The 23,489-nt window shown below is 61.1% G+C and carries 26 protein-coding genes; 19 read left to right on the plus strand and 7 right to left on the minus strand.

Annotated features, from left to right (window positions below; genetic code table 11):
- Positions 1-10: 10 nt before the first annotated feature.
- The 4 genes from cheT (at position 11) to visR (ending at position 4,177) form a co-directional block, all read left to right on the plus strand.
- Positions 11-400, plus strand: coding sequence for a chemotaxis protein CheT (gene cheT, locus K6M89_RS06125; RefSeq protein ID WP_097582510.1), 390 nt, complete (start codon positions 11-13; stop codon positions 398-400).
- Between the two features lie 199 nt (positions 401-599).
- Positions 600-2,291 (plus strand): flagellar basal-body MS-ring/collar protein FliF, encoded by a 1,692-nt coding sequence (fliF, locus tag K6M89_RS06130; RefSeq protein WP_097582512.1) that lies wholly within the window; start codon positions 600-602, stop codon positions 2,289-2,291.
- 384 nt (positions 2,292-2,675) lie between these two features.
- The gene (visN, locus tag K6M89_RS06135) at positions 2,676-3,422 is read left to right on the plus strand and encodes a transcriptional regulator VisN (RefSeq protein ID WP_097582514.1); all 747 of its coding nucleotides are present in this window, start codon (positions 2,676-2,678) and stop codon (positions 3,420-3,422) included.
- A gap of 8 nt (positions 3,423-3,430) precedes the next feature.
- The gene (gene visR / locus K6M89_RS06140; RefSeq protein WP_222138781.1) at positions 3,431-4,177 is read left to right on the plus strand and encodes a transcriptional regulator VisR; all 747 of its coding nucleotides are present in this window, start codon (positions 3,431-3,433) and stop codon (positions 4,175-4,177) included.
- A 58-nt stretch (positions 4,178-4,235) separates the two neighbouring features.
- On the opposite strand, the gene K6M89_RS06145 is transcribed toward visR, so the two are convergent.
- The 6 genes from K6M89_RS06145 to motA form a co-directional block, all read right to left on the minus strand.
- A complete protein-coding gene (locus tag K6M89_RS06145) occupies positions 4,236-4,676 on the minus strand; it encodes a BspJ family T4SS effector nucleomodulin (protein WP_097582518.1) in 441 nt (146 codons plus the stop codon).
- Positions 4,677-4,681: 5 nt separating this feature from the next.
- Positions 4,682-5,761: a flagellar biosynthesis protein FlhB gene (flhB, locus tag K6M89_RS06150; RefSeq protein WP_222138782.1), complete on the minus strand. Its 1,080-nt coding sequence runs from the start codon at positions 5,759-5,761 to the stop codon at positions 4,682-4,684.
- Positions 5,762-5,989: 228 nt separating this feature from the next.
- Positions 5,990-7,030 (minus strand): flagellar motor switch protein FliG, encoded by a 1,041-nt coding sequence (fliG, locus tag K6M89_RS06155; RefSeq protein ID WP_097582523.1) that lies wholly within the window; start codon positions 7,028-7,030, stop codon positions 5,990-5,992.
- A gap of 27 nt (positions 7,031-7,057) precedes the next feature.
- Positions 7,058-7,645: a flagellar motor switch protein FliN gene (fliN, locus tag K6M89_RS06160; protein WP_222138783.1), complete on the minus strand. Its 588-nt coding sequence runs from the start codon at positions 7,643-7,645 to the stop codon at positions 7,058-7,060.
- A gap of 65 nt (positions 7,646-7,710) precedes the next feature.
- Positions 7,711-8,661 carry a FliM/FliN family flagellar motor switch protein gene (locus K6M89_RS06165; RefSeq protein ID WP_222138784.1) on the minus strand — a complete coding sequence of 317 codons (951 nt, stop codon included), beginning with the start codon at positions 8,659-8,661 and terminating at the stop codon, positions 7,711-7,713.
- The gene (gene motA / locus K6M89_RS06170; RefSeq protein WP_009993223.1) at positions 8,662-9,534 is read right to left on the minus strand and encodes a flagellar motor stator protein MotA; all 873 of its coding nucleotides are present in this window, start codon (positions 9,532-9,534) and stop codon (positions 8,662-8,664) included. It lies immediately after the preceding gene.
- A gap of 252 nt (positions 9,535-9,786) precedes the next feature.
- On the opposite strand from motA, the gene flgF reads away from it, so the two are divergent.
- The 13 genes from flgF to fliP all read left to right on the plus strand — a co-directional run bounded on the left by flgF (position 9,787) and on the right by fliP (position 18,803).
- The gene (flgF, locus tag K6M89_RS06175) at positions 9,787-10,521 is read left to right on the plus strand and encodes a flagellar basal-body rod protein FlgF (protein ID WP_097582528.1); all 735 of its coding nucleotides are present in this window, start codon (positions 9,787-9,789) and stop codon (positions 10,519-10,521) included.
- 95 nt (positions 10,522-10,616) lie between these two features.
- Positions 10,617-12,011, plus strand: a complete 1,395-nt coding sequence (gene fliI, locus K6M89_RS06180) for a flagellar protein export ATPase FliI (RefSeq protein WP_222138785.1) — start codon at positions 10,617-10,619, stop codon at positions 12,009-12,011.
- Between the two features lie 2 nt (positions 12,012-12,013).
- Positions 12,014-12,556: a flagellar protein gene (locus tag K6M89_RS06185; protein WP_222138786.1), complete on the plus strand. Its 543-nt coding sequence runs from the start codon at positions 12,014-12,016 to the stop codon at positions 12,554-12,556.
- 161 nt (positions 12,557-12,717) lie between these two features.
- Positions 12,718-13,110 carry a flagellar basal body rod protein FlgB gene (flgB, locus tag K6M89_RS06190; RefSeq protein WP_183839495.1) on the plus strand — a complete coding sequence of 131 codons (393 nt, stop codon included), beginning with the start codon at positions 12,718-12,720 and terminating at the stop codon, positions 13,108-13,110.
- A 4-nt stretch (positions 13,111-13,114) separates the two neighbouring features.
- Positions 13,115-13,531 carry a flagellar basal body rod protein FlgC gene (flgC, locus tag K6M89_RS06195; RefSeq protein ID WP_010029463.1) on the plus strand — a complete coding sequence of 139 codons (417 nt, stop codon included), beginning with the start codon at positions 13,115-13,117 and terminating at the stop codon, positions 13,529-13,531.
- A gap of 3 nt (positions 13,532-13,534) precedes the next feature.
- Positions 13,535-13,876 (plus strand): flagellar hook-basal body complex protein FliE, encoded by a 342-nt coding sequence (gene fliE / locus K6M89_RS06200; protein ID WP_222138787.1) that lies wholly within the window; start codon positions 13,535-13,537, stop codon positions 13,874-13,876.
- Positions 13,877-13,895: 19 nt separating this feature from the next.
- The gene (gene flgG, locus K6M89_RS06205; protein ID WP_097582536.1) at positions 13,896-14,684 is read left to right on the plus strand and encodes a flagellar basal-body rod protein FlgG; all 789 of its coding nucleotides are present in this window, start codon (positions 13,896-13,898) and stop codon (positions 14,682-14,684) included.
- Between the two features lie 16 nt (positions 14,685-14,700).
- Positions 14,701-15,183, plus strand: coding sequence for a flagellar basal body P-ring formation chaperone FlgA (flgA, locus tag K6M89_RS06210; protein ID WP_097664721.1), 483 nt, complete (start codon positions 14,701-14,703; stop codon positions 15,181-15,183).
- Positions 15,180-16,301 carry a flagellar basal body P-ring protein FlgI gene (locus K6M89_RS06215; RefSeq protein ID WP_222138788.1) on the plus strand — a complete coding sequence of 374 codons (1,122 nt, stop codon included), beginning with the start codon at positions 15,180-15,182 and terminating at the stop codon, positions 16,299-16,301. The genes flgA and K6M89_RS06215 overlap by 4 nt, the downstream gene beginning before the upstream one ends.
- Positions 16,298-16,837 (plus strand): MotE family protein, encoded by a 540-nt coding sequence (locus tag K6M89_RS06220; protein WP_097582542.1) that lies wholly within the window; start codon positions 16,298-16,300, stop codon positions 16,835-16,837. The genes K6M89_RS06215 and K6M89_RS06220 overlap by 4 nt, the downstream gene beginning before the upstream one ends.
- Positions 16,834-17,550: a flagellar basal body L-ring protein FlgH gene (gene flgH / locus K6M89_RS06225; RefSeq protein ID WP_085776958.1), complete on the plus strand. Its 717-nt coding sequence runs from the start codon at positions 16,834-16,836 to the stop codon at positions 17,548-17,550. The genes K6M89_RS06220 and flgH overlap by 4 nt, the downstream gene beginning before the upstream one ends.
- Positions 17,551-17,562: 12 nt before the next feature.
- Positions 17,563-18,069: a flagellar basal body-associated FliL family protein gene (locus K6M89_RS06230; protein ID WP_222138789.1), complete on the plus strand. Its 507-nt coding sequence runs from the start codon at positions 17,563-17,565 to the stop codon at positions 18,067-18,069.
- Positions 18,066-18,803: a flagellar type III secretion system pore protein FliP gene (gene fliP, locus K6M89_RS06235; RefSeq protein ID WP_222138790.1), complete on the plus strand. Its 738-nt coding sequence runs from the start codon at positions 18,066-18,068 to the stop codon at positions 18,801-18,803. Before K6M89_RS06230 ends, fliP begins: the two co-directional genes overlap by 4 nt.
- Before the next feature lie 75 nt (positions 18,804-18,878).
- Here fliP and K6M89_RS06240 read toward each other — a convergent pair whose 3' ends face one another.
- Positions 18,879-20,795, minus strand: coding sequence for an O-linked N-acetylglucosamine transferase, SPINDLY family protein (locus K6M89_RS06240; RefSeq protein WP_222138791.1), 1,917 nt, complete (start codon positions 20,793-20,795; stop codon positions 18,879-18,881).
- A gap of 433 nt (positions 20,796-21,228) precedes the next feature.
- Here K6M89_RS06240 and K6M89_RS06245 point away from each other — a divergent pair, with 433 nt between their 5' ends.
- Both K6M89_RS06245 and K6M89_RS06250 read left to right on the plus strand, forming a co-directional pair.
- The gene (locus K6M89_RS06245) at positions 21,229-22,134 is read left to right on the plus strand and encodes a flagellin N-terminal helical domain-containing protein (protein ID WP_097582550.1); all 906 of its coding nucleotides are present in this window, start codon (positions 21,229-21,231) and stop codon (positions 22,132-22,134) included.
- A gap of 282 nt (positions 22,135-22,416) precedes the next feature.
- Entirely contained in the window at positions 22,417-23,325 is a 909-nt protein-coding gene (locus K6M89_RS06250; RefSeq protein WP_097582552.1) for a flagellin N-terminal helical domain-containing protein, read from the plus strand.
- Positions 23,326-23,489 lie beyond the last annotated feature (164 nt).

A 23,489-nucleotide genomic window follows, 5' to 3' on the forward strand; every position in this document is an offset into this window, starting at 1 on the left:
GGATTTTGATATGACATTTACTCCGGTAATGGAGCCGCCCGCGCCAGTGGAAGCGCTGAGCGACATCCTGATGCGCATCGTGTCCGAACTGCACGATGTCGCCTATCTGATCGAGCGCATCGAGCCGCAGCTTCTCGACCTCGGCGGCGCCGAAGTTCTGAATTCGCCTGACGCCATGAAGGTCATGCAGGGCATCGATCTGGCGGTGCAGAAATCGCGCGGCCTCGCCGAATTCATCGACACCATCACCGGCGAAATCCCGCTCGGCTGGACCGTCGACGTCGCAACCGCGCTCAGCCTCGTCAAGCTGGCGGAGATGCAGAAGGCGCTGGGCGGCGCGACCCGCCACGGCCATTCCCAGCCGCTGAGCAAGGCGGCCGGCGACTTCGATTTCTTCTAACGCGCGCTATCCTACAGCGTCGCTTCTCCCGCATTGGGCCTTCGTTTCACCGAGGTCGTTCTCGCAAAATCGCTGCATGACGGGCTTGAGCCTTTCGCTCTCGCGCGCTCTTGACGAAACGCTCGCACAAGTTTCGCCGATTATTCGTCAGATGAGGCAATAAGCCTGCTTTGTCTTTGACGGATCGTGCGAGAACAGAATGAATCTGTTAAATCAATTAGTTCAGATCTTTAAGAACTTTGGTGCCCTGGGCCGGACGCGCCTGATGATTCTGGGTGGCGTCGGCGCCGTTTCCATTGCAATCGTCCTTGCGGCTGCCCTTTTCGTCAACAAACCGGCTCAGGAAACGCTCTACGTCGGTCTCGACGCTCCCGATCTCAACCAGATCAGCATGGCGCTTGCCGAAGCCAACGTCGATTTCCAGGTCGGCACGGACGGCACCAGCATCACCGTCCCGGCGGGCATGACGGGCAAGGCCCGCCTGTTGCTTGCCGAGCGCGGCCTGCCGAACAGCGCCAATGCCGGTTATGAACTCTTCGACAATGTCGGCTCGCTCGGCCTGACCTCCTTCATGCAGGAAGTGACGCGGGTTCGCGCGCTGGAAGGCGAAATCGCCCGCACCATCCAGTCGATCTCGGGCATAACAGCCGCGCGCGTCCATATCGTCATGCCGGAGGTCGGGAACTTCCGCAAGGCGGAGCAGAAACCGACGGCCTCCGTCATGATCCGCGCCAGTGCGGCCACCGGGCGCGGCGCTGCGACTTCGATCCGCCACCTCGTCGCCTCGGCCGTGCCGGGGCTCGACGTCGATGACGTGACGATTCTCGATTCCGCCGGCCAACTGCTCGCGTCCGGCGACGAGGCGAGCAACAGCTCTCTGAACCGCTCGCTCAACATCGTCCAGAACGTTCAGCAGGAAGTCGAATCCAACATCGACAAGGCGCTCGCACCCTTCCTCGGCATGGACAACTTCCGCTCCAGCGTCACCGCCGACTTGAATACCGACGCCCAGCAGATCCAGGAAACGACCTACGATCCCGAATCCAAGGTCGAACGCTCGGTGCGCTCGACGAAGGAAGCCCAGCAGTCGCAACAGAAGCAGTCCGACAGTGCGACGACGGTCGAACAGAACATTCCGCAGGCAGCCCCCGACGCCGGCGGCGCCAGCGGCCCGGAATCGCAGGACAAGTCCGACAAGCGCGAAGAGCAGACCAACTACGAAATCAACAGCAAGACGACGGCGACGACCCGCAACAGCTATAAGGTCGAAAAGCTGTCGATCGCCGTGGTGGTCAACAAGGGCCGCATCGCCAAGATGGTCGGCGAGCCTGCCGATCAGGCCAAGGTCGACGCCTATCTCGCCGAAATGCAGAAGATCGTCGCTTCGGCCGCCGGCATCGACGCCAAGCGCGGCGACGTCGTCACCGTCACGGCCATGGACTTCCTCGAAAATCAGCTGCTCGAAGACGCCACCGGCGGTGTCCGGGTCATGGACATGCTGAGCCGCAATCTTGCCGGCATCATCAACTCGCTCGCCTTCGTCGCGGTCGCCTTCGTGGTGGTCTGGATGGGCCTGCGTCCGCTGGTCCGCAGCGTCAGCGGCAACGGTGCGGGCGCGGTTCTCGGCGACGCCACGCCGGAAGCGGCCGGCCTCGAGCTTCCGGACTTCGCGCCGGCGGCAGGCGCGCCCGGAGGCGCTCTCATGGATGGCTTCGGATCCGACTTCGGCTTCGACAGCACCGAGGATCTGCTCAGCCTCGGCGACGACGACGGCAACTTCAACCGCCGTGTCAAGGAAGGCCCGGAACGCAAGCTCTCCCGCATGGTCGAGATCAACGAGGAACGCGCCGCGAAAATTCTCCGGAAATGGGCAATCGACGAGGCAGCATAAGAAAGGGCCGGGAAACCGGCCTTTTTCACGTTCGTGCCGGGCTTTCCCGGTCAGGGGCTTGCCGGTCCCCGCAAAGGTCGGTAAGGCGCGTTCAGCGAGTTGGATAAGGCTGCTGAGCTCACTCGCGTAAAACGCGAATCAAGTTGCGGTACAGCCAGAATCACCGTAGCCTCGACCATGTCTTAAGAGGCATGATCGGCATTCGAATCAGGGCATGGACGGCGGCGAAAGTAAATCCCTAGAAGTCGGAGATGGTACTTTACATCGGCTGGCTTACCCTTGGGTGATTCGAAATGGGATTCCCGCGGGACATGAATTGAATCCTTTACAGAAAAATTGCCGTTGCACCGAGTGTGATCGTTTCTCAGCCGCAGGACGTTGCCAATGGATATGAACATATTTCAGGCAAGCAAAGGCGAGAGGCAGATGATAAATTTCGCAAGCGCAGTGGCGCCGGCTCTGTTGCCGCGCGATGAGCTGATCCAGCGGCTGCACAGTGTCGCCAGTACTGGCAGGTTGCAGCCCGGTTTGCGCGCCCTGACGGAATATGTCGGCGCCTCGCACTATCTCCTGGCGCGTTGTGATCTCATTCAGGAAAGCGGCCTCGATTTCGTCGTCTCCTCGGATTGGCCCTTCGACCTGGTCAAGGACATCGCCAACAATCTCGTCAGCGGCTATGCCCGCTCCACCGAGCTGGAAAAATGCATGCAGGTCTTCCAGCCGAATTTTGCGCTGCTGCCAGAGAGCGCCGACGTGCCGGAGGGCGCCAGCCGCCAATATTGTTCATTGACCTTCAATGTCGGCCGCTCGCGGCTGGCCTTGATGTTCCTGTTCGGCGAAGGGTTCATCCTGTCGCCGGAGCGGCTGCGGGATGTCGGCCTGCTTGCCGGCTATGTCGCGAGCTTCCTGCGTTGCGGCGGCGCCAGGGTCGACCGCGATTTCGAACTGACCGACCGCGAGCTGGAATGCCTGTTCTGGATCGCCGAGGGCAAGACCAGCGACGAGATCGCGATGATCCTCGGAATCTCCCGCAACACGATCAACAACTACATCACCAGCGTGATGCGCAAGACGGCGACCAAGACCCGGTCGGAGGCCATTGCTTTCGCTGTCCGCAACAATCTCGTATAGGGGGATCCATGGGGCATCCATCAAGCAGGCTGATGAACGGCGCCGATCCGCTACGCATGGTGCGGGTGAACAGGGTTTCCAGCCGGTCCGATCTTTTTCCGCGGCTGATCGCGATGCAGAAACTCGCCGATGCTCAGGGCTTCGCGATCTATCGCGTCAGCGGCTCCGGCCTGCCGGCAAAGCAGCGCCTCGTCTGCGAGCTCGAGAACTGGGGATCTTCCAATGCCGGTTTCGGCAAGGCCTTCACGGATGCTTATGGCGATATCCTCCTCGATCATATCGAAAAGTCACTGCTGCCGCTTTCATGGGCCGGTGCTCACGACCGGGCGGCTCCCGGCCCGGCCGACTTCGCGCCGTTCATGACGCGCCTGAAGGACGGCATCCTGCCTTTTTCCGGCCTTGCCTTTCCGGTGCGGCTCGGCGCCGTCGGCAATGGCTTCATCCTGTTTACCGGCGATGATATCGATCTTTCGAGCGACATGATCGTCGAGCTGCACGGCCGCTGCTGCCATATCATGATGGACTTGCTCTCGCTCGACGAACGCCGCACGGGCGCCGCCGAGGCGCTGAGCGAGCGCGAAATCGCCTGTCTTCAGCTTGCCGGCGACGGTCGCATCAGCGAAGAGATCGCCGAAAAGCTCGGCCTGTCCGTGCACACGGTCAACGCCTATCTCGGCTCGGCGACGATCAAGCTCGATTCCGTCAACCGCATCCAGGCGATCGCCAAGGCGATCCGGCTCGGCTATATCAGCTGAGGCAGCGCCTGCCGCTTTTCACCAAAGACGGCGCAAAAGCTTGATTGATTGAGGGCTATCAGCTGGCGAGCGCGCGCGGTGGTTTCACGCTGTAGCGGGCTTGCCGAAGGCTCCTTTCCAGGAAGACGGTATTCTCGTCGGGGTCGGGAGAGGGATCCTGGAAGGCGATGTGATTGATTTCGATGCCGGCATGATCCTCGGCAAGGGTGAGCTGGGCATAGACGGTGACGCCGCGCGGCTTGATTTCCAGGTCGAGAACGACTTCCGGCTTGCCGCCCCACTCCAGCGTATAGTTTCCGCCCAGGCCGAAATTGACCGTGCCCGGGTGAAAGAAAAGCTCCGCGGCCGAAGCGACGAGATCGGCCAGATTGCCGTAATACTCGAAGCGCAGCAGTGAAATAAGGTCAGAGGCATCCAGAAGGCGCAGTTCGGTGGCGACCGGGCTGATCGCGTCTGCGAGGATCTTTTCACGCTGGGCAGAGTGGGGGCATTTTTTCATTCGGCTTATCTTACCCGTTTGTTCTTGGCGTCTGCGGCGTAAACCCTGTGTATGAGCTCCGCAACGGCCTTATAGAAGACTGACGGTATGACACTATCGACCGAGACTTGCGCAAACATGGAGCGCGCAAGCGGCGGATCTTCGAACACCGGGATGCCGTTCTGCTCGGCAATCTCCCTGATCTTCAGCGCAATGAGGTCCTGGCCCTTCGCCAGCACCACCGGGGCGTCGTTCTCCTCACGCGCGTAACGCAGCGCCACGGCGTAGTGCGTCGGGTTGGCGATGACGAGCGTTGCGCGGTGCACGTTGGCGATCATGCGCCGGCGCGCGCGGTCGCGCATCAGCGAGCGCTGCCGGCCTTTGACAAAGGGATCCCCCTGCGCCTGCTTGTTTTCTTCCTTCACCTCGTGGCGCGTCATCTTGAGTTCGGTGAACCAGTGATGGCGCGTCCAGAAAAAATCGGCGATCGCCACGATCGCAGTGGCGATCAGTATGACGATGATGATCTTGCGCATCGCCGTCATCATCCTGACGAGGATCGTCTGCGGATCGGAGAACATCGCGTCGATCGAGCCGAAATATTCGCTCCTCAGCACGAAGAACAGGATCACTCCGACGACGACGACCTTGAACAGCGACTTTCCGAACTCGACGAGGCCGGGCAGGCTGAAGAGCCGTGACCAGCCCTTGATCGGCGAGATGCGCGAGGCCTGCGGCCTGATGCGTTCCAGCACAGGCGTCGGCAGGTTCTGGAAGATCGACGAGGCGACGCCGAAGACCATGAGCAGGATGAAGGCAGGCGCCAGCAGCGCAGCGATTGCCCAGCCGAGCCGCACGAACAGCGCCAGGACATCCGGCCCCGTTTCGATCTTCCATTGATCGGGCTGCTCGAAGATATCGCGCAGCATTTCGCTCATGCGCCCGACGCTTTCGGGAAGGAAGAACACCAGATAGATGAAGGTGGCAAGGATGGTCGCGAAGATCGACAGTTCGCGCGAAAACGGCACATTGCCCTTTTCCGCGGCATCACTTTGCTTTTTCGCGGTCGGGGCTTCTGTTTTGCTGTCCTTGTCATCGTCTGCCAAGTCGCGGCCCTCCGTCAAAGTAACAGGTCGCAGCGAATGCATGCCACCCAAGGGCAGCGGTTTTGGGATGACGACATGCACCAAAACAAAGAGCTGTAGCGCGTCGCGAAAACCGGGTTTTCTGCGACACGCTATAGAGCGCGGCCTATCGATGAAGGGTAGTCGCCTGTTGCACGGTGATCAACAGCCGCCTTTTGGGCGGCCGGATTTGTCAACAGTCTCGGAAGATCAGGCCGCTGCCGAAGCGTCGCCTTCCTTCTCCTTGAGCTCGATCTGACCTGCGTTGGCCAGGCGAATCGCTTCCTGTGCCACGGCGCGCCGGGCAATGGCGATCTCGCGCGGATTGACCCCGCCCATGCCGCTCTGCAGATCCGATTCGATCATGCGGCGCTGGCGCGGGCTGATGGCGGAGAGAACCGATTCGCGGATCTCGGCCGGCGAGCCGCGCAGCGAGACGGTGAGCACATCCGTCGAGATGTCGTTGAGCAGCAGGACGCGGCTGCGCTGCGGCATGTACATGAGGTCCTCGAACAGGAAGATCTTCGGGCGGACCTTGTTGACGGATTCGCGGCTGATCGATTCGAGCGAGGTGAGCAGCGTGTCGACCTGCGGCTTGTCGAGCTCGTTCATGAGGTCGGCGACCTTCGTCGAGCCGGCGGCGTTGCGTTCTGCCTCGACCTCGGCAAGCAGCGTCATCACTTGGTTCTCAATGATCTGCGCAGCCTTCGGGCTGACCGTCTTCATGTTGACGGTTCGGTTCATGATGTCGGCGCGCCGGTTGTCGGGGAGCTGCAGCAGCACCTTGGCGCCGAAATTGGAGGGCATCATCGAAAGAATATAGGCGACGGTCTGCGGATGTTCACGCAGCAGGAACTGGGCGACGAATGTCGGCTCGGCCTCGCTGAGGCGGTCCCAGATGGAGGTTTCGTAGGCCTGGAAGGCCGTGCGGCGGCCGAGCAGGCTGTCGACCTCGTCGGGCGTCAGGCCTTCTTCCAGAATGGCCTCGATCGCCTTGGCATTGTCCATCAGTCCGGCGCCCTCGGTGAAGAGGTCCTCGAACTCGGAGACGAGCGACAGCAGTTCGTCCGGCGGAATGGCGCGCAGCGACTGGGCAGATGCGATAATGGTCTGCAGCTCGGCCTGGGTGAAATATTTCAACAGCCGGCCGGCGACGCCCTTTCCCATGGCGAGAAGGACCGCCGCCGCCTTTTCAGCCTGGGTCAACGGTTTCCCGGCTAGCGCGCCGCCGAAATCGTCAAAGTCCATCATGGTCTAACCTCTCCGTCCCCACAGGGATCAGGCTTTTTTTGTACTCAAAACTTCTATCAGTTTCACGCCGAATCGGGTGTCGTCATTATCAAGCACGGTGATCTCGCCGCGTGCAATTCTGCGGCCGTTCACCATGATCTCGACAGGTTCGCCGATTTTCTTGTCGAGAGCGATCGTCGCTCCTTCGTTGAGATTCATCAGGCCGGAGACCTGCATCCGGCTGGTGCCGAGCATGATCTGGACATCGATCGGAATGTCCATGATCAATTCGAAGTTCGAAGTCAGCGCGCTGCCGAGCGGCGCCGGCGACGCCTCGAACGAAGAGCTGTCGCCGAAATCCATGCCTGCAGCCGGGCTGGTATTGCCAGCGCCGAAATCGCCGCCGAAATCGTCGCCGCCGAAAGGGGAATCCAAAATCTCGCCGCCAAAGGCCGCCAGGTCCGTTCCTGCTCCGAAGGCATCATTCTCCAGGTCGCCGCCAAACTGCGACAGGTCGCCATCGGCATCCTGCTTCAGCACGCCGCGCAGATCGTCGATCGCCTGGTCGAGATCCGCTTCGCTGCCCGGCACATCCAGGGAGAGGTCGCTGTTCTGCTGTGTTTTCTTCGTAGCCATGAAATCACTATTCCAGTTGAAACTTGCCTCAAACTGCCTTTGCAGCCCAAAATCCAGAGAACCGACTAATTCATTAAATGACGGATGAGTTCGTCATCCGAGTTCATCGTATCCTTGACGCGGACCATGTAGTTTTCGCCTGAGCGCCCGAACTCGCAGATATACAATTCCTTGCTGTTGGCGCTGACCTCGACGCGCACCTCGCCGCTGTCGCGGAAGGGGATGACGTCGCCGACCATCAGCTTCGATATCGTCCGCAGCGTCAGGTCCTGCAGCCTGATCCTGGCCTCGAGCGTGACATGCGAGCGGCGGACCTGGTCGCCGAGCTGTTCGGTCCATTCCGGAGAGGCGCCGCCGGCCTGGCGCTTCGGCTTCGGCGGCGTCACCTTGGTCTTCAGCAGCGCCGTTTGCGGAACGATCAACGAGAATTCCGAAACGATGCCGGCGAGCGTGATCGACATGTTGATGGCGGCGGCGAATTCGTCCGGCTTGTCTTCTGCCGCCCGGGGGCGCGTGTCATGGGCGTGCGGGGCCGAAAGGCTTGGTTCGAAACCGCCCTGCGCGTTGACCGCCGAGCGCAGCACCTTGGCGATCTTGTCGAAGACCATGACCGCCAGATCGAGTTCGATGATCGAGAGCAGCCGGTCGGCCGGTTCCTCGATCGTATCGGCGGTGGCGCCGAGCAGGTGCTCCATCAGGGTGATGACGAAACCATTGCCGCAGGCAAGCGTGACGTTCTGCGACCAGTTGCGCAAGGTCGCATCGACGAGGGTGACGTTGGCGCTGAGGTCGTCGATCAGGTGGTTCTTGTAGCCGATCTCGCAGCCGAGATAGTTGACCGTCACATCGAGGCCGGTCTCGCTTTTGATGACATCGGGAAAGAACTCGCTATAGACCTCTCCGAAGGCGCTGCAGATCTTGGATACTCTGCCCCTGTCGCCAAGCCCGCCGGTCAGCTTGGCGAGAAGGGCAGGATCCATTGCCGGTTTGTCATGCGAAGCATCGCTCATGGTCATTTAAGCCGCCTTGTTTTCGCCGCCTGGGTTCATCATTTCCTGTTCGACTGCGTCGATGGACGGACGCTCGTAGGCCGAGATCGTCTTGCGGCCGTATTCGAGAGCCACCTGCGGCACCGAACCGTTCATATAGGCCAGCAGAGTTTGCTTGACGATGACGTAGAGGCGATGCTGCTTGTTGCGGACGACCTTGATCTGGGAGACCAGCGGCGAGCAGAGGCAGTAGGACAACAGGATGCCGAGGAAGGTGCCGACCAGCGCCGAGCCGATCAGGTGGCCGAGCACTTCGGGCGAATCGTTGATGTGGGCCATCGCCTTGATGACGCCGAGAACGGCCGCGACGATACCGATCGCCGGGAAAGAGTCGCCCATGATCTGGATCGCATGGTAGGGCTTCATCTTGTCGTGCATGATGGTATTGAGCTCTTCATCCATCAGCGCCTCGATTTCGTGGCTGCGCGCATTACCGATGATGATCAGGCGGACGTAATCGCAGATGAACGCCGTCAGTTCCTTGTTCTTCAGAACCGTAGGTGCCTGCTGGAAGATCGTCGATTCGGCCGGATTGTCGATATGGGCTTCGATTTCGTTTCGTGACTTGGTGCGCAGGTCACGCATCAGCGAATAGAGCACGCCGAGCGTGTCGAGATAATTGCGCTCCTTCGGCACGGCGTGCTTGAAGGCTTCCCCGAGCGCCTTGCCGGAATCCTTCACCACCTTCATCGGGTTGGCCATGATGAAGCTGCCGAGACCCGCGCCGCCGATGATGACGAATTCGAACGGCTGAAACAGTGCTTCCACGTGGCCGCCCATCGCCATGAAGCTGCCGATGACACAGCCGCAAGTCACTATAAATCCGATAATGATGTTCATCGTCAGCCCAATCTGAACGTTGCTTTTCTTTGAGACCGATAGGGTTTCTTCCTTGCGTGAGGCTGATGAAAGGCCGCATGCAGGCATTTCAGCGTGCCAGCTTCGCGCAAGCATCTTCCGTCAATCTGAAGGAGACGAATGGGTGTTCGCGCCCGTCTCTGAGATGCCGCCTCAGCGAAATTCCGGCCGAACCAGATCAGACGACGCCCGGCTTTTCGTTCCGTTCATCGCCAATGCTTGGAGCTTTCCGACATGCAATCCGGTCTTTACGTTTCTCTGTCGTCGCAGATGGCGCTCGAAAAGCGCCTGAACACCATCGCAGACAACATGGCCAATGTGAACACGACCGGTTTTCGCGCCACCGAGGTGAAGTTCGACGAGATGGTGGCGGCCACCAAGAACAAGCTGAACACCAAGGTTGCCTTCGTCTCCCAGGGCAATGATTATCTGAACGAGCAGAATGGCGAACTGCAACATACCGGCAACATGCTCGATTTCGCAGTCAAGGGCGATGCATGGTTCTCGCTCGATACGCCGGCCGGCCGCGTGCTGACGCGCGACGGCCGCTTCACGATCAAGGATACCGGCGAGCTCGTCTCGATCCGGGGATATCCGGTTCTCGACGCTGGCGGCGCGCCGATCCAGCTCGATACGAAAGCCGGCGAGCCGGCGGTCGGCACCGACGGCGTCATCTATCAGGCCGGCCGTCAGGTCGGATCGCTCGGGCTGTTCGAGGCCGATATCAGCAAGGGTTACCTGCGCTACGAAAACAGCGGCATCATGACCACCGATCAGCCGCGCGCCGTCGTCGACCGCTTCAATGTCGGCGTCGAGCAGGGATATCTGGAAAACTCCAACGTCAACGCCATGCGCGAGATCACCCAGCTGATCGAAGTCAACCGCGCCTTTGAAAGCATCTCGTCGCTGATGCGAGACAGCGAGGATTCGTTCAAGGAAGCCGTCCAGACGCTTGGGGGCAGCCGCTAATGCATGTCGCCCGAAAGTGTGCAGCGGTTTTGGGAGGACGACATGCATAGGAACAAAGACCGAAAATGCGTCGCATTTTCCGGTGGGATTGAAGCATGAGCACGCTACTGTCCGAGGACGGTCTTTCCCCGAAGCTGGCGCATCTGGCGGGTCTCGTCGAGCAATATGCATTGCCGGAGTTCGCGGTCGCCCATGGCGGTCGCGTGCAGACCATTGCCGCCGGCCACTACACCGTTCGCGGTCTTTCCCGCCATGTTCGTCTCGGCGAGTTCGTGGCGCATAAATCCGCCTCCGGCGTCCATCTCGGCGAAGTCGTTCGTGTCGAGCCGGAGCTGATCTACGTCTGCCCGATCGAACCGGGCGAGCCGATTGGCATCCATGATACCGTCATCCGCAAGGGCGCCTTCCGCATTTCGCCGTCCGACAGCTGGTGCGGGCGCACTATCAACTCGCTTTGCGAGCCGATCGACGGGCTCGGTCCGATCGTCGAGAGCCTCGATCGCCGCTCGATCTCCAATACCGCGCCGCCGTCGATGACCCGCCAGCGGGTCGGGACCGGCTTCAAGACCGGCGTGCGCGCGATCGACATCTTCTCGCCGCTCTGCCTCGGGCAGCGCCTCGGCATTTTCGCCGGATCGGGCGTCGGCAAGTCGACGCTTCTGTCCATGCTCGCCAGCGCCGACGCCTTCGACAAAGTTGTCATCGCACTCGTCGGCGAACGCGGCCGCGAGGTGCGCGAATTCATCGAGGATACGCTCGGCAGCAATATGAAGAAGGCGATCGCCGTCGTCGCGACCAGCGACGAGAGCCCGATGCTGCGCAAGATGGCGCCGCTGACGGCGATCACCATTGCCGAGCATTTCCGCGACAAGGGCGAGAACGTCCTCTTCATCGTCGACAGTGTCACCCGTTTCGCCCACGCGATCCGCGAGGTGGCAACCGCCTCCGGCGAGCCGCCGATCGCGCGCGGCTATCCCGCGTCGGTCTTCACCGAACTGCCGCGCCTGCTGGAGCGCGCCGGTCCAGGCCCCGAGGGCGCCGGCACGATCACCGCGATCATCTCGATCCTCGTCGACGGCGACAACCACAACGACCCGATCGCCGATTCGACGCGCGGCATCCTCGACGGCCATATCGTCCTGCAGCGCAGCCTCGCCGAAGAAGGGCGTTATCCGCCGATCGATCCGCTCGCCTCGATCTCGCGTCTTGCCCGCAAGGCCTGGACGCCGGACCAGGAAAAGCTGGTGTCGCGGCTGAAAGTGTTGATCCACCGCTTCGAGGAGACTCGAGACCTGCGCCTGATCGGCGGTTACCGCCAGGGCGCCGATCCCGATCTCGACATGGCGGTCAAGCAGGTGCCCATCATTTACGACGTCCTGAAACAGGCGCCGGGCGATCGTCAGTCGGTCGACGCCTTTGCCGACCTCGCCGGCGCGCTGAAGGCCGCAGCCGGCATGGGCAATCCGGGCGCACCCATCCAGAGGAGATAAACTTGGCTGAATTCGACGACGAACGCATCGCTTCGCTGAAGCAGCGCAGGAAGGGCGCCACGCTGGATCGGTTCCTCACTTACACCGGCCTGGCGCTTGCCGGCGCTTCGGCCTTTTTCCCCTGGTACGTCTTCTTCAACGCCGACAAGTTCGGCATCAACGTCGCCGCCAGCAGCAATTCGCGCGAACTCCCGGATTGGCCGGCCCGCAACGTCTTCAGCGTCTCGCCGCTGGCCATGGTCAACAAGAACGAGGCGGCCAAGAAAGTTCCGCCGGTCGATCCGCTGACGACGGCAACGGTCTCCGATCTCGGCAAAGCGCGTGATGGCGGCGACTTTCTGGAGGAGCAACCGTTCCCCGGCAAGTCTTCCTTCCGCCTGCTGCATGTCTCCAACGGCCGGGCGTTGATCGAGGATCCCTCGGGCATGTATGTGGTGCGCATCGGCTCGGTCCTGCCCGACGAAAGCCGCCTTGCGACGCTGGAGCAGCGGGACGGCAAGTGGGTGATCATCACTTCCAAGGGTGAGATCTACAAGAACGACTGAACCGCTTTGCAAAGGCCGAAGGCAACGGGGGCTCCGCCGCAGACCGGCAGGAGCCCTTTCTCTTATGCGGCCTGGCCGAAAGCGCCTCCAAGTCCGATTTCCGGTAAGTCCCACGCAAGATTACCGCACTAGGTTCGGGCTAGTAAAAACGGAGAGTTCTCATGCAACCGATCCAACTTTTCGACTTGGCTTCGCGACAGGCGGAATGGCTGACGATCCGTCAGCAGGTTGTTGCCGGCAATATCGCGAATGCCAATACCCCGAAATTCCGCGCCAAGGACGTCACGCCCTTTGACGCCGTGCTCGACAAGTCCGACATCGCCATGGCGCGCACCAATCCGGCGCACTTCAGCGGCAACGATCTCAGCGACAGCGGCGATATCGACGTCAAGGACGCCGCGCTCGACCAGGAGATCGGCATCCAGGAATCCGGCAACACCGTCGGACTGGCCGAAGAGCTTTCGAAGTCGGGCGACATCAAACGCCAGTACGATCTGAACACCTCGCTGGTCAGCTCCTTCAACCGCATGATGCTGATGACCGTCAGGAAGTAATTTCATGGATCCGCTTTCCGCCGCTATGAAAATTGCCGGTTCGGGGCTCGAGGCGCAATCGACGCGTCTGCGCATCGTCTCGGAAAACATCGCCAACGCCCGTTCGACCGGCGACACGCCCGGCGCCGATCCCTATCGCCGCAAGACGATCACCTTCGGTCAGCAGATGGACCGCGCGAGCGGCGTCGAGACGGTCAACGTCAAGAAGGTCGGCGTCGACGAAGGTGATTTCAGCACCGAATTCGACCCCAGCAACCCGGCTGCGGACCAGAAGGGCGTCGTCAAGCTGCCGAACGTCAACATCCTGGTCGAGATGGCCGACATGCGTGAAGCCAACCGCTCCTACGACGCCAACCTGCAGACCATCAAGCAGACCCGCGACCTCATCTCGTCCACGATCGATCTTCTGAAGAGCCAATAATAAATGATCAGCAGCGTCCAGAATGTCAGCAACCTTTCGATGACCCGTGCGCTCGGCGCCGTCGACACCGAAAATTCCGCCTCATCGTCCGCAACGACCATGCCGGGCACCGCAGGTGCGGGCAACGGCATGAGCTTCGCCTCCGTCATGGGCAACATGGCGACCGAGGCTGTCAACAGCCTGAAGGGCGCCGAAAGCATGTCCTTTGCCGGCATCAAGGGCACGGCGACGACCCGTGAAGTCGTCGATTCCATGCTCCAGGCCGAGCAGACGCTGCAGACTGCGATTGCCATCCGCGACAAGGTCGTCTCGGCCTTTCTCGAAGTCACCAAGATGCAGATGTAACTGATTTGAGGACGAACACATGAGAGCGCTCGCCATTGCAGCAACGGGCATGGATGCCCAGCAGACCAATCTGGAAGTCATCGCCAACAACATCGCCAACATCAACACCACAGGCTTCAAGCGCGCCCGCGCCGAGTTCACGGATCTGCTCTATCAGACCGAACGCGCCAAGGGTGTCGCCAACCGCGCCAACCAGGCCGTCGTTCCCGAAGGCGCCAATATCGGTCTCGGCGTTCAGACGTCTGCGGTGCGCAATCTGCATCTCCAGGGCGAACTTACCCAGACCGGCAACGATCTCGACATAGCGCTGATCGGCAAGGGCTTCTTCCAGATACAGTCGACCGACGGCACCACGCTCTATACCCGCGCCGGCGCCTTCAACAAGAACGACCAGGGCCAGCTCGTCACGATCGATGGCTATGAAGTCCTTCCCGGCATCACCATTCCGCAGGGTTCGACCGAACTGACTATCAGCCGCTCCGGCGAGGTCTCGGTCAAGCTGCCGGGCTCCACCGATACGACCGTGCTCGGCCAGCTGACCCTTGCCGACTTCGTCAACGAGGCGGGCCTGCAGCCGATCGGCGACAACCTCTTCCAGGAAACGGCCGCCTCCGGCGAGGCCGTCGTCGGCAATCCCGACGAGGAAGGCTTCGCCTACATGAAGCAGGGCTATCTGGAGTCCTCGAACGTCGATCCCGTGAAGGAAATCACCGAGCTGATATCGGCCCAGCGCGCTTACGAAATGAACTCCAAGGTGATCACCACCGCTGATGAAATGGCCTCCATCGTCAGCAAGAACCTGAAGTAAAGGGAAGGGCCGAAACATGATGTTTTGCCGGGCAGGACACATCTCGGGATGGGTAGCGGCAGCCATGATCGCAGTCGCGGGCATCGTCATGCCCGCAGGCGCCGACGCCGGCATGGGTTATGCCGTCGTCCCGACGACCATCATCTACCCCGGCGATACGTTGTCGGCCAGCCAGCTTCAGGAGGTCGAGGTCACCAACCCCAACCTTGCCGGCGATTTTGCCAAATCCATCTCCCAGGTCGAAGGCCTGGTCTCCAAGCGCACGCTGCTGCCGGGCCGCACGATTGCGGTTTCGGGTCTGCGCGAACCCTATACGGTGACGCGCGGCTCTTCGATCCGCCTGGTCTTCTCGCTCGGTGCGATGACCATCTCGGCCGCCGGCACGCCGCTCGAAGACGGCGCCACCGGGCAGCTCATCCGCGCGCGCAATATGGATTCCGGCGTCATCGTCAGCGGCACGGTGCTTGCCGACGGCACGGTCCATGTGAGGGCAAAATGAGATTGTTGTTCCGTTTCCTGACCCTTGCCGCGGTTCTCTCGATGAGCCTGGCCGAAGTCGCGCCCGCCTGGGCGCTGACCTCGCGCATCAAGGATATTGCCTCCCTCCAGGCCGGCCGCGACAATCAGCTGATCGGGTATGGCCTCATCGTCGGCCTGCAGGGCACCGGCGACGGATTCCGGTCGTCGCCCTTCACCGAGCAGTCGATGCGGGCGATGCTGCAGAATCTCGGCATCTCGACGCAGGGCGGCCAGTCCAGCGCCAAGAACACCGCCGCCGTGATGGTCACCGCCAACCTGCCGCCTTTCGCAAGCCCCGGCAGCCGGATTGACGTGACCGTGAGCTCGCTCGGCGATGCGACGTCGCTGCGCGGCGGCACGCTCGTCATGACCTCGCTTTCCGGTGCCGACGGCCAGATCTACGCCGTCGCGCAGGGCTCCGTCATCGTCTCCGGCTTTCAGGCGCAGGGCCAGGCGGCGACCGTGACCGAAGGTGTGACCACCGCCGGCCGCGTGCCGGGCGGCGCCATCATCGAACGCGAGCTGCCCTCCCGCTTCAAGGATGCGGTCAATCTCGTCCTGCAGCTGCGCAATCCCGACTTCTCGACGGCGATCCGTATTGCCGACATCGTCAACGGTTATGCCTCGACCCGCTTCGGCGGCCCGGTCGCCGAAGCCAAGGATTCGCAGGAAGTGGTGATCCAGAAGCCGCGCCAGGCCGATCTCACCCGGCTGATGGCCGATGTCGAAAACCTCATCGTCGAAACCGATACGCCGGCCAAGGTTGTCATCAACGAGCGCACCGGAACGATCGTCATCGGCTCCGATGTCCGCGTCTCGCCGGTCGCCGTCAGCTACGGCACTCTGACGGTCCAGGTGACCGAGACGCCGCAGATCATCCAGCCGGAACCCTTCTCGCGCGGCCGGACCGCGGTCCAGCCGCAGACCGACATCGCGGCTGAGCAGACCGGCGGACGCGTCGCCATCATCGACGGTCCCGACCTCAGGACCCTTGTCGCCGGCCTCAACAATATCGGCGTGAAACCGGATGGCATCATCGCCATTCTCCAGGGCATCAAATCGGCAGGCGCCCTGCAGGCGGAGCTTGTGCTGCAATGAAGACGATCTTGAACCCTGACCTGACGGTCCTGCAACTGCTGCGCCGGCTGGCGCTGCCGGCAGCAGGCCTCATCCTTCTGTCGATCCCAGGCGCCTTCGCGCAGCAGCACCCGGAGGGGGACATCACCTCCGAGGACGAGATCAGGCAGTTCTGCACCAACATCGCCGATCCCGCCCGCGACCAGCGCTACCTCCTGCAGAAGCAGGAACTGGAAAGGCTTCGCGCCGACATCGACGCCCGCATGGCGGAGATGGACAAGCGCAAGGCCGAATATCAGGACTGGCTGAAGCGGCGCGACGACTTCCTCAAGCAGGCGGAAGCCGGTCTCACCGAAATCTACAGGAAGATGAAGCCGGATGCGGCCGCACTCCAGCTGCAGGATATGAAGATCGAGGTGGCCTCCGCCGTGATCATGCGGCTCGGCCCGCGCCAGTCGAGCCTCATCCTCAACGAGATGGACCCGCAGAAAGCCGCCGTCATCGCCAGCGTCATCGCCAGTGCGTCCGATCCCAATACGTCGAAGGATCCTTCATGAACATGCGTTTCCCGGCCGCGATCGCCGCCCTCGCACTCCTAGCAGGCTGCCAGTCCCCGACGGCGGTCAGCGAGATCGGCCGCGCGCCCGCCATGAGCCCGATCGGCAGCGGCCTTGCCTATGGTCAGACGCCGCAGATGGCGCTCTATCCGAAGCAGCCGCGCGCCGTCGCGCAGGGTTATTCGCTGTGGAGCGATTCGCAGGCCGCGCTGTTCAAGGATGCGCGCGCGCTCAACGTCGGCGACATCCTGACCGTCGACATCCAGATCAACGACAAGGCCTCCTTCGACAATGAGACCAACCGCAGCCGCACGAATTCGAGCGGCATGAACTGGGACATCAACGCCCAGATCTTCGGTTGGACGCCTGAATCCAAGACCGACCTGACCTACGGTTCCGACACCAGCACCGACGGCAAGGGCAAGATCGAGCGCACCGACAAGCTCACCCTTCTGGTCGCGGCCGTCGTCACCGGCATTCTCGAAAACGGCAACCTCGTCATTTCGGGCTCGCAGGAGGTGCGCCTGAACCAGGAGCTGCGCATCCTGAACGTCGCCGGTATCGTGCGTCCGCAGGACGTCAACGCCGACAACCAGATCTCCTATGACAAGATCGCCGAAGCCCGCATCTCCTATGGCGGCCGCGGCCGGCTGATGGAAGTGCAGCAGCCGCCGCGCGGCCAGCAGGCCGTCGACCTTTTCTCGCCGCTTTGAGGCCGAACGACGATGGCAGACGCAGACATAAGCGCAGGTCAACCGAAGCAGAAATCCGGCCCGCTGATGACGATCATCGGCGTCGCCATCCTGACCTTGCTCGGCGCCGGCGGCGGCTGGGCGGTCGGCACGATCGTCGCGCCCGAGATCAAGGTCGCCACGGAGGCCGAACAGGCCAAGGAGGCCGAGGCCAAGAAGAAGGCCGAGGAAGGCCTGGCGCGCATCTCGACCGAGGCCAACAACGTCGTCCAGCTCGAACCGATCACCTCGAACCTCGCCTACCCCTCGGAAAACTGGGTGCGGCTGGAAGTCGCGCTGCTGTTCAACGGGCCGCCTGACGTCAAGGTTTCGGAGGATATTCACCAGGATATCCTCGCCTATATCAGGACCGTTTCCCTGCAGCAGATCGAGGGGCCGCGGGGCTTTCAATATCTCAAGGATGACATTCAGGAACGTGTTGACCTTCGTTCGCAAGGGCGGGTATCGAAGGTCATGTTCAGGACATTTGTCATCGAATGATTCGATTTATAATTTTCCTTGCCGCCATGATGGCGGTACCGGAACTGGCGGTGGCACAGCAGCTGCCGACTGATTTGTTGAATGTGCCGGTCGATGGCTCCGTCGCCGCCTGGATCATCCGCACCTTCGGCCTGCTGACCATCCTTTCGGTCGCGCCGGGCATCCTGATCATGGTGACGAGCTTCCCGCGCTTCATCATCGCTTTCTCGATCCTGCGCTCCGGCATGGGCCTCTCCTCGACGCCCTCCAACATGATCCTCTTGTCGCTGTCGCTGTTCATGACCTTCTACGTCATGTCTCCGACCTTCGATCAGGCTTGGCAGAACGGCGTGCAGCCGCTGCTTGCCAACCAGATCAACGAGACCGAGGCGGTCCAGCGTATCGGCGAACCCTTCCGCACCTTCATGGCGGCCAATACCCGCGACAAGGACCTGGCGCTGTTCGTCGATCTGGCGCGCGAACGCGGCCAGAATATCCAGACATCAGATCCGATCGATTACCGGGTGCTGATCCCCGCCTTCATGATTTCCGAGATCCGCCGCGGCTTCGAGATCGGCTTTCTCGTCGTGCTGCCGTTCCTCGTCATCGACCTCATCGTCGCAACCATCACCATGGCGATGGGCATGATGATGCTGCCGCCGACCTCGATCTCGCTGCCGTTCAAGATTCTCTTCTTCGTGCTGATCGACGGCTGGAACCTGCTCGTCGGCAGTCTGGTGCGCTCGTTCAGCTGATACGCCGCCGCCCATCATTGGCCCCAAGTAAACCCCGCCGGAGCGATCCGGCGGGGTTTTTCATGCAAGTCGACCTTACTCGGAAGCGAACGGGGTGGTGCGTGGCGGCAGCGCCGGAATGTCCATGTGCTCGGGGGCGAGATGCTGTTTGGCGCGATCGGCCATGATTTCGTAGGCCTGCTCCAGATGATTGCAGAAACGTTCGGCGTCGAAGAGCGGCGCGATATAACGCTGCTCCTTCAGGCGCGCCTTGTATTCGGCGATCCGCCCGGGATTCTGTGCCAGCTCGACGGCAAGATCCTCGTAGGCCTGCAGGTCGCCGGCAACGAGCTCGGGCAGATCGATTGCTCTCAGCAGGCTCTCGCTGACGCGTGAGGCGAAATTGGTGCCCTTGACGGTCAGAACCGGCAGGCCGCCCCAGAGCTGTTCAGAGGTGGTCGTGTGGCCGTTGACGGGGAAAGTGTCGATGCCGAGGTCGGCCGCCTGCTGGCGGTCTATATGTTGTTCGTAGGGTGCGCGCGGGCAGAAGATGATCCGCTTGGGCGAGATGCCTGCCGTCTGGAAGTGCTTCAACAGGTTCGCCTGGTTGCGCGGCGTATTCGCCATCAGCCAGAGCACACTGTTCGGCGCCCGCTTCAGAATCCGGCACCAGCTGTTGATCGTCTCCGGCGTGATTTTGCGGTTGCCGTTGAACGAGGCGAAGATGAAGGCCTCTTCCGGCAGGCCGAGCTGCTCGCGGCTGACCGGACGCGGCTTCGGACGATGCATCGGGTCGTTCGGCTGGTAGCTCTCCGGCAGCCGGCAGAATTTCTCGTGATAGAAAGGCTTTGCGGCTTCGGGCAGGACAGAATGGTCGCCGATGACGTAGTCGAGGTCAATGTTGACCGTGCTGCCGGGAAAGCCGAGCCAGCCGACGTGCACAGGTGCCAGCGGCAGGTTGAAGGCTGACGCGCGGCTGCCTGACGTATGGCCCTTCAGATCGACCATGATGTCGATATTATGCTCGCGCACGACTGCCAGCACCGCCTGGTCGGAGAAGCCGTGAATGTCGACGATCCTGCCCCAGCGGCTGCGATCGGTGTCATTGTGCTTCAGATATTCCGGGCCGGTATGGCAGAAGAGCGTCACCTCGAACCGGTCCTTGTCATGCAGCTCGAGGATGCGCTGCAACAGCTTCATCGTCGCGTGGCGATCCCAGAAGTCCGACGACATGTAGCCGATCCGGATCTTGTTTGACCATGTGTGCGGCTGGTTGCGGCGGAAAGCTATCCGTTCCTGGTTGAGCGGCGTGGTGCCGATCGTTGCATACCGGTTGAAATCCTCGTTGCCGCACCAATGCAGATGATAAAAGGGGTTGTCCTTGCGCAGGATCTCGAGATCGCCCTTTGCCAAGGCCCCGTCGATCACCGCCCGATGCTTGGCTGCCTCTTCGAAATCATTGAATTCGCGGGCGAAAACAAGATGGAGAAAGCGGAAGGCGTGATTGCCCGGAAAACGCTTGAAGAGGTTGCGCGCAAGCGTCTGGTTGGTTGCATCGTTGAGATCGTCGCTGAGCAGCAGGGCCGCCAGGCGCATGTGATCGGGATTCATGCTTTCCGACAGCACCGTCTTGAACGGGCGGATGATATCCCGCTGCTGGCGCTTCAGATAGATCGCGGTGATGATGAAGGCGAGTTCGGCATCTTCCTGCGCCCTGGTGAGGTTGCGCATGGCGATCAGCAGCGCTTCGTCCTCGTTGCCGGTCTCATAGTAGAGCTTGGCAGCCTGCTTCTGATATTCGTAGGCGTTCGGTCCTTCGCAATTGCCGGCCAGGCCATAGGCTTTCGCGGCATCGGCTTTGAAGCCGAGCTGCACGAGGTTCTTGGCCAGCAGCGCGTAGGTCTTGGCGTCCTGCTGGATATCCATGAGCTGGTTGAGCGTCGCCAAGGACTGTGTGTAGCGGCCCGCCTGATAATCTCTGGATGCCGCAGAGAACGAAACTTTGCTGTTCAAAACCCAACTCCGTGAAGGAAATGTTCTGGCATGGCTGTCGATCGCCCGGCGCAGGCACGGGCCGTCCTCCCCGAAAACGGGTGGATGATCCGATGGTGCTATCCCGGGCACCTGCCACATTGCCATTCGAAGCTTGCTTGAAACCGGTGCGTCTGATGAAGACGCTTCCTTTCGGGAGGGGAAAACGGTTTCTTTCCCGGTATGTTAGCATGCGAAGAAACAGATTCAGCCAGCATTAACTATGCGATCTAAGGAGGCGGCACGGCACCTCGATTTTTAAGAAGTTGGCAAGCATTGGCTGCGAGATTGCCCTGGACATGACGGGTTTGGGCCAAACAAGCAGGCGCCGAGTAGCATGAAGCTGGTCCGTCATCGCCGGTACTACAGTCCGGTATGTCCTCCTTTTTGTATCTAGTTTCCAGGGGACAGATTTATGACAAGCATTAACACCAATTCTTCCGCACAGGCCGCTCTCCAGACGCTGCGCAGCGTCAACCAGAACCTCAACAGCACGCAGAACCACGTTTCTTCTGGTTACCGCGTTGAAAAGGCTTCGGACAACGCTGCTTACTGGTCGATCGCAACGACCATGCGTTCGGACAACAAGGCTCTCTCGGCTGTTTCCGACGCGCTCGGCATGGGTGCTGCCAAGGTCGACACCGCTTACACCGCAATGGACAGCGCCATCGATGTCGTCGGCGACATCAAGGCCAAGCTGGTTGCCGCCACTGAAAACGGCGTCGACAAGGCCAAGGTCCAGGAAGAAATCAGCCAGCTGCAGGAGCAGCTGAAGAGCATCGCGCAGTCGGCCTCCTTCAACGGCGAAAACTGGGTTGCCGGCGCTGACGGCACCAAGAGCGTCGTTTCCTCGTTCGTCCGCGACGGCTCCAACGCCGTTTCGGTCACGACGACCGACTATGTTCTCGACGACGGCTCCGCCGGCAACGTCCTGTTCGGCATGAGCAACGGCACGGTCGAAACCTCAACGGGCATCCTCGGGACCTCGTCGGGCGCGACCGGCTCGATCTACGCGATGGACATCACCAACTTCACCGCCGGCCAGATCCAGTCGGCTCTGACCAATGTTGAAGCGGCTCTGAAGGCCATGACCAGCGCCGGCGCCGCTCTCGGCTCGCTCTCCAAGCGCATCGACAGCCAGGACGACTTCGTCTCGGCTCTCAGCGACTCGATCGACTCCGGTGTCGGCCGTCTCGTCGACGCCAACATGGAAGAAGAATCCTCCAGGCTCAGCGCCCTGCAGACCCAGCAGCAGCTGGCGATCCAGTCGCTGTCGATCGCGAATTCCTCTTCGCAGAACATCCTGTCGCTCTTCCGCTGAGACCGGTCGGCACAAGACTTTCAAGTTTCGCGGCCGGGTCGTCCCCGGCCGCGAAATGTTTTAACATTAGGTTAATGAAAATCCTTCTAAGTGTCAGATATTTTTACGCTATTTCTATTTTGAATTCAGCTTTCCTTAACCATCTTGCTGTTTTCTAGGCCCATCGAAACGGCGAGTTAACCTTAACGAGATTGGTTAACAGGCATGATGCTGATCGCTGTGGGCCGGCCGAAAATCCGGAATGTCCCTTCTTAAAATCTGCCAACAAGGGGCAAGCAAACTATGACGAGCATCAACACCAATAACGCTGCAATGGCAGCCCTCCAGACTCTCCGTGGCATCAACCAGGGTCTCCAGACAACCCAGGCTCACGTTTCGTCCGGCTATCGCGTCGGCCAGGCTTCCGACAATGCTGCCTACTGGTCGATCGCAACGACCATGCGTTCGGACAACAAGGCTCTCTCGGCTGTTTCCGACGCTCTCGGCCTCGGCGCCGCCAAGGTCGACACCGCTTACTCCGCCATGGACAGCGCCATCGATGTCGTCGGCGACATCAAGGCCAAGCTGGTTGCCGCCACTGAAAACGGCGTCGACAAGGCCAAGGTCCAGGAAGAAATCAGCCAGCTGCAGCAGCAGCTCCTGAGCGTCGCTCAGTCGGCTTCCTTCTCCGGTGAAAACTGGGTTGCCGGCGCTGACGGCACCAAGAACGTCGTTGCCTCCTTCGTCCGCGACGGCTCCAACGCCGTTTCGGTCGTGATGACCGACTACGTTCTCGACGACGGCTCCATGGGCAACGTTCTGTTCGGCATGAGCGGCGGTGCAGTCGAAACCTCCACGGGTATCCTCGGCACGTCGAATGGTGCGACCGGTTCCGTCTACGCGATGGACATCACCAACTTCACCCTCGGCCAGATCCAGACCGCTCTGACCAACGTCGAATCGGCTCTGAAGGCCATGACCAGCGCGGGCGCTGCTCTCGGCTCGATCTCCAAGCGTATCGAACTGCAGGAAAACTTCGTCTCGGCTCTCAGCGACTCGATCGACTCCGGTGTCGGCCGCCTCGTCGACGCCAACATGGAAGAAGAATCCTCCAAGCTCAGCGCCCTGCAGACCCAGCAGCAGCTGGCTGTCCAGTCGCTGTCGATCGCGAACTCCTCGTCGCAGACCATCCTGTCGCTGTTCCGCGGCTAATAGCCCTCGGAAACATCGGCCCGCCGGTCTCCGGCGGGCGCCTCGAAATCGAGCCGCGCTTCGATGGAGCGCGGCTTTTTTATTCCCGTTAACGATTGATTAACCATAATGCTGTTTTCTCAGGCCAACGAGACGGCGAGTTAACCGAAATTAAGAGCCGGTTA

This window comes from Rhizobium croatiense, from assembly GCF_019793465.1.
Taxonomy (GTDB): Bacteria; Pseudomonadota; Alphaproteobacteria; order Rhizobiales; family Rhizobiaceae; genus Rhizobium; species Rhizobium croatiense.